A 229-nucleotide genomic window follows, 5' to 3' on the forward strand; every position below is an offset into this window, starting at 1 on the left:
TCTCCGGTCATCACGTCCGGATCAGCAGCCAAGGATCAGCTCCGTGTCGGTTCCCACTCTCTCGCCGTCCGGTAGCCTTCCCTCGCGGTCGTCCGCGCCCCGTCGCGCCGCCGGTTCCGCCGTCCGTGGCTCCACGCGTGCGACGGTCGTCCGTCCCCGCACCTCCCGTGTGTCGTGCCCCGGCAGGATCGTTCCGCCGGACCTGCGTATCGCCGACGGCACCGGGGCG

The 229-nt window shown here is 72.5% G+C and carries 1 pseudogene; it reads left to right on the forward strand.

The features are described 5' to 3' along the window. Positions 1-43: 43 nt before the first annotated feature. Positions 44-229, forward strand: a pseudogene (locus NVV99_RS27070) (hypothetical protein); the annotation flags it as partial.

Source organism: Rhodococcus sp. PAE-6 (assembly GCF_025290685.1).
GTDB classification, from domain to species: domain Bacteria; phylum Actinomycetota; class Actinomycetes; order Mycobacteriales; family Mycobacteriaceae; genus Rhodococcus; species Rhodococcus pyridinivorans.